Raw genomic sequence first — 6,031 nt, forward strand, 5'->3', positions numbered from 1 at the left:
CCTTCCCAACTACCGGCCCTGCCTTTGCCGTTCTATTTCCCATTGTTTCTATGAACATCGCTTCTCTCAAAGCGGCTGCAAAAGTAATCAAGGTTTTTATACTTCCAAACTTTTACACCCTTTTTAGACATCTTTTTTTCGTTGTTTTTCCTAATCAACTGAAAGCCAGATGTAATCTATTTTCAAAAGAAAGTAGACGGATTGATTATTACGAGAAGAACCAAATAGGGTTACACTTCTTGTATTAAATAATTGCGATGAATTTATGGTTTCAATTAAAACAAAAAGCCCTGAAAAATAACTTCCAGGGCCTTCATATGCTTTATCTAAACTCCTGTTATTTTAAGAAAAGCTCAATTACTGGGATTTCAACATTGGGTTTATTCACAGGAAGCAACAGATTTATATCATTTTCGGCATGCTTTTGCTCTATCCAATGGCCATATGGTTTGCCGATCTTAATCTCGGAAGCATCGTGCAAGAACTGGGCATATTTCACTTTATCGCCATATCCGCGCATCAGGAAATTCTGCAACGGGTAGTCCAACAAGTGCACATACAACCTGTTTGTTTCCGGATTGTATGTTAACAATGTGTTATCCGGCGCTTCAAATTCATCGGGCGCCTGCGTACAATTATATATCGACCTGCTGTTATACTTCATCCACTCTCCCATTTCAACGAGCGCTTTATCCGCACGCTCATCAAAAGTACCCCGGGCGGTTGGCCCTACATTTAATAACAGGTTACCTCCTTTACTTACCGACTCTATTAATAAAACCAGTAGCTGTTTATTGTCTTTCCAGGTATGCTCGTCGCGATAATAACCCCACGAGCCGGAAAACGTCTGGCAGGTTTCCCATGGAACTCGCACTCCATCCTCTTCGGGCCATTTATCCACTTTAAACTGTTCGGGTGTTGTAAAATCCCATCCGCCCTGGTAATCTTTCAGGTCGGCACGGTCGTTAACAATAATACCCGGCTGTAACTCACGAACCATTTTCATCAGATCTATCGATCCCCAATCGTCTCGTCCCTTTCCAAACTCTCCGGGAAAAGAATAATCCAACCAAAGAATATCGATCTGTCCGTAATTAGTTAATATCTCGCGAACCTGGTTTTTCAAATATTCACGATAAATACTCATATCACGATCTTTATTCAGCTCATCGTACTCTTCTTTTGAAGATGCACTTTGCGGATGAACCCGATCAATAGTATATTCAGGATGATGCCAGTCGATTAAGGAATAATAAAATCCGATTCCAAGGCCTTCGGCACGAAAAGCATCCACCCATTGTTTTATTATATCCTTACCATAAGGCGTATTCATAACATTATAATCGGTGTAATCTGATGCGAACATGTTAAAGCCTTCGTGATGCTTGGTAGTAATAACTGCATATTTCATTCCGGCAGCTTTGGCCTTTTTTGCCCATTCTGACGGATCAAAAAGATCAGGATTAAAAATCTCGAAGTATTTCTGGTAATCTTCATCCGAAATTCGTTCACGTTTTTTTACCCACTCGTGACGCGCTGCCTGCGCATACAACCCCCAGTGAATAAACATTCCGAAACGTGCATCGGTCCACCACTTCATTCGTTCGACTTTTTGCTCCGGGGTTTCATTCCAAATTTTCTTTTGCGAGAATGCCAACTGGTTCACAACCGCTATCAGCATAATCAATAAAATTGCTTTTTTCATACATTTTGGTTTAGCTTATATATTATTGTGTAATAACATCGAATTCCGCAATTCCAACTTTGCCATTCTCTTCGGCCGGAGACAAAGCAGTAAATTTTATGTACCGCGCATTAACCGGAGTAAAACTTTTTGTTTGCCAAACCGGGCTGTTTCGAATATTGGAAAACTCACCTTCTGCAACCGGCTGTTTCCAACTTTTACCATCGTTACTTAAATACAACTTGTAATTAAATATGATACCGGGATTGAAACGTTGTTGATCGGGCAGGTATTTAAAACCGGAAATTGTCAAACTTTCCCCAAGGTCGAAAATAAAATCGACAGGCGCTGATTCTCCAACTGTAAACGCCGTATTTTCATTTCCATCGAAAATCAGGTTTGCCTTTTCTGCATCTTTATATGTCCCAACTACTTTCCATTTTGTTTTAGGAACATCAAACTCAGCGACCGAAACTGTGCTCATTGTGTTTTCATTCGGATCAACAACAATGGCTTTTACAGTTGCTTTCTGAGATAATTCAAACGGCGTATTGTATTTTAATGAATTAAGATCAGGCTCCGTTCCATCAACAGTATAATAGATATTAAGTCCATTATCAAAAGCCTCGATATTAACAATACCCTCTTTCGTTCTCGAAATTTTAGGTTCAACAATCACTTTTGGCGCATGGTAAATGCCGATTTTTGTGATGACGGGACTGGCTTTTGAATCATTAACGGTAAAGCGAACTTTCGAAGCTGTAGTTTCCGGCAGTCGCAAAATACGTTTTCTACCGATTGTAGTTTGAGAATCGATCTCCTCCCACTTATTATTAATAAATGCCTCCACTGAGAAAGCCTTTACACGTTGCCCCAAACGAATGTCTTCCTGAACAAGGAAACGATTAAAGGTTGTTTCTTCGCCCAGATCAATGGTTAATGATGCCTGAATAACGTCATCGTCGGTAGCCCAATAGGTATCCGGATCATTATCGGTAACATTGGCGGCTTTATACTTCTTTGAATTACCCCTTACGTTTGTGGCTTCTGCAATTTTTCCGGCGGCAAGATCGTTGGCAAAATCAGCTTTTACTGCTTCGGCCAGTTTTAGAATTTGTTCTTCATCCTTTTCATGAATCAAGCCACGAGTATCAACCGGGAAATTAATGAGCAGCGAACCGTTTCTGCCTATACTATTATAATATATATCGAGCAGCTGCGGCAAAGTTTTCACTTTGTGATCTTCGTATTTATGATAATACCAACCCGGACGGATAGACACATCAACCTCAGCCGGTACCCAATGTGTTCCGTTTTCCTGGCCTTTACTGTATTTTTCCGAATACTCAGGCATTCCTCCGTAAATCTCATCGCGCAATAAGTTGGACCAGGTGGTTGGATAAGCATATCCATCTTCATTACCGACCCATCTTACGTCAGGTCCTGCATCAGAGAAGATTACGGCATTGGGTTGTAACTCGCGAATAATCTTATAGGTATTTTCCCAGTCGTAATAAGTAAGTTTATCCACCCGCCGTTCTTCATTGGCACCACCGTAATAACCGGTTCCACCGTTTGCACCATCAAACCAAACTTCAAAAACATCGCCGTAGTTGGTCATCAACTCACGCAACTGTGCTCTGAAAATCTCAATGTATTTATCGTTTCCGTATTCCGGATTATTACGATCCCATGGCGACAGATAAAGCCCCAGTTTTAAACCGTATTCTTTACAGGCATCAGCTAATTCCTGTACCACATCTCCTTCCCCATTTCTCCACGAAGAACTTTTAACCGAATGCTCAGTAGTAGCCGTAGGCCACAAACAAAATCCATCGTGGTGTTTAGCTGTAAGAATAATTCCTTTCATTCCGGCTTCCTTACAAATCCGGGCCCACTGGCGGCAATCCAATTCGGTTGGATTAAACGTATCGGGATCTTCATCGCCAAAGCCCCATTCCATATCGGAAAAGGTATTCATATTAAAATGAACAAACGCATAATATTCCATGTCATTCCAGTCCAATTGTCTTTCAGAAGGCACGGGTAATACGGGTTCCGGAGGAGCTACATTACTGCATGAAACAGAAATTAACAATGCAAATAGCCCAAATAATCTGTTAGTCATTGGTTTTAGATTTTAATATTTTTATAAACTTGATAAATATATAATGAATATTTGAAAAAGCTGTTTTATCTCAAGACAAACATTTGATGCTATCAATATAAGAATCAAGTGTAGATTGATTTGAACTCCTCACGACAAAATTGGCGAGGAAACTGATCCCAATAAGAACATTTCTATTACCTGGCTCACCTTCACTACCGGCAGGCAATAGTGGTAGACTCTCCTGAGTCCACCCCAACAGTCATAAATCGGGAGACATTATTCATAAGCATGCATATAGTAAATAGCCAGCAGTTATTGCAGATTGAAATAAAAAGTCGTCAAATACTTAAAATACGCAACAAAAAGAATAACATAATTACGATTTTTATTAAAATACTTTTCTGTATTTATTTTTCCATTACGGGAGTTGTGTCCCAGAATGAAACGATAAAACAGAATGCCAATTTCACCCATATGTCTATTAATGAATCACTTACGACTAATGGCATACTGATTGTTTAATTAAAGCACGAACGTACTAAACATTATTGTAGATTAAAATGGACGAAGCAAACTACAAATTAAAATTTGGTTTTTATTATATTAAGTCATAATTTGCATAAGTAATTTATTGATTCTGAAATTTAAAGAAGGTAAAAAATAAGGGGTTATTTAATCTTTCCGCGAATTTCATATCAACAGTTTTATTAGGCAAATCAGACGAGTGTTAATGAACATTTGTATTGTGATGCTTCTGACTTTATGTAAAAGAATTAAGCAACTTATTAAATCAACATCGATATGAAAAAAATTCTACCCAAATCAATTTTAACACGGACCCTACTACTTGGGTTGGTGTTTTTGTTTTCCGGAGTCTTTCAAGGGCAAGCACAAGACTACCCCGATTTGCTTCCCAGTAATGTTTGTGAACCTGCTGATTCAACTGTAAATTGTACGGCAAATTCTGCAAACGTGGTTGGAGCATTTATAGGCACTTATGAAGGAATTGAATTTACCGATGATAATATAGGCAACTATATTGATTCAACTGATGCTTATATTTTTATTAGTGTAGTAAAAACAGGGAATAAATATGACCTATATGCCCAGTTTGACTTGAGAGAATACAGGACTGATGGTTCAGATACCACCATCTTTATTCAGGCTCATGCTCCAGGAAATATAGAAACGAATGTTTATCGTATATATCAACCAATACCTAACTATGTTATCAATGGAGAGATTAACAGTTTGGTTGGTCTTGAGAATATGATTGTTGGCTGGGATAACACCGATGACAATATGCCTACATGTCTTGAAGGAAATTATTCTGCTTGTAATGCTCAAATTGAAGATATTATTGCACAGGGACCATTTATCGTCGTACCCAGCTTTGATCCTATAAATTGTAATGGAGAAACAACGTCTGTAGAATTTTTAGTAAGTGGTGGTACAGGTCCTTATAGTGTTACTTTTAATGGTTCAACTGTAAACACAACTTCTACATTCATTTTTGATAATGTTGGTGCTGGTAGCTACACATGGACGGCCACAGATTCTGATGGACATTCTGATGGTGATACCTTAACTATCGGTGAACCAGACGCTATTACTGCAAGCTATTCAATAACTACCCCCATTAGTTGCTCGGGAGGATTCGCTACTATTGACATTGATGGAGATGGAGGTACTGGCACATTGACTTATTCTGTTGACGGGACTCCAAATACCACTGGAATTTTTGTTGTTACTGCTGGAAATGGACAAGCCTATACAATAATTGATGCTAATGGTTGCCTTTTCGAAGGTACTTTTGATGTGACACCTGGGGATGGAGAGGCACCAGAAATTACAGGAACCCTTACCACAATAAACGACGAAGGATGTAGTCCAGCTGACGCAACTCCTGCTACAAATACTTTGGCTTACCTTACCGCTAATGGCTTAACAATTACCGATGCGAGTGGTAATGAAAATCTTATTGTAACAAGTTCTGATTCTGAACCCACCGGCGAATGCCCCTGGACAATCATCAGAACCTATACAGTTGCCGATGCTTGCGGAAATGAAACTACTGCTCAGCAAACCATTACTGTTGATGATACTCAGGCTCCTGCAATTACAGGAACCCTCACTGTAATCAACGACGAAGGATGTAGCCCTGCTGATGCAACTCCTGCTACAAATACTTTGGCTTACCTTACCGCTAACGGCTTAACAATTACCGATGCATGTGG

Annotated in this window: 4 protein-coding genes; 2 read left to right on the forward strand and 2 right to left on the reverse strand. The window is 39.4% G+C overall.

Annotated elements, in window-relative coordinates; translation table 11 throughout:
• On the forward strand, positions 1–248 hold a 248-nt coding region (locus tag G4420_RS23345; protein ID WP_204273804.1), incomplete at its 5' end, for a hypothetical protein.
• Between the two features lie 89 nt (positions 249–337).
• On the opposite strand, the gene G4420_RS23145 is transcribed toward G4420_RS23345, so the two are convergent.
• Positions 338–1,705, reverse strand: a complete 1,368-nt coding sequence (locus tag G4420_RS23145) for an alpha-L-fucosidase (RefSeq protein WP_163326329.1) — start codon at positions 1,703–1,705, stop codon at positions 338–340.
• 22 nt (positions 1,706–1,727) lie between these two features.
• Positions 1,728–3,812: an alpha-L-fucosidase gene (locus G4420_RS23150; protein WP_163326330.1), complete on the reverse strand. Its 2,085-nt coding sequence runs from the start codon at positions 3,810–3,812 to the stop codon at positions 1,728–1,730.
• 783 nt (positions 3,813–4,595) lie between these two features.
• On the opposite strand from G4420_RS23150, the gene G4420_RS23155 reads away from it, so the two are divergent.
• A partial coding sequence (locus tag G4420_RS23155; RefSeq protein WP_163326331.1) for an HYR-like domain-containing protein occupies positions 4,596–6,031 on the forward strand: 1,436 nt, incomplete at its 3' end.

This window comes from Draconibacterium mangrovi (genome assembly GCF_010586825.1).
Classification (GTDB): domain Bacteria; phylum Bacteroidota; class Bacteroidia; order Bacteroidales; family Prolixibacteraceae; genus Draconibacterium; species Draconibacterium mangrovi.

Coding starts and splice junctions, on each gene's coding strand:
- G4420_RS23145 (WP_163326329.1), bottom strand. CDS start 1,705: ATGAAAAAAGCAATTTTATTGATTATGCTGATAGCGGTTGTGAACCAG.
- G4420_RS23150 (WP_163326330.1), bottom strand. CDS start 3,812: ATGACTAACAGATTATTTGGGCTATTTGCATTGTTAATTTCTGTTTCA.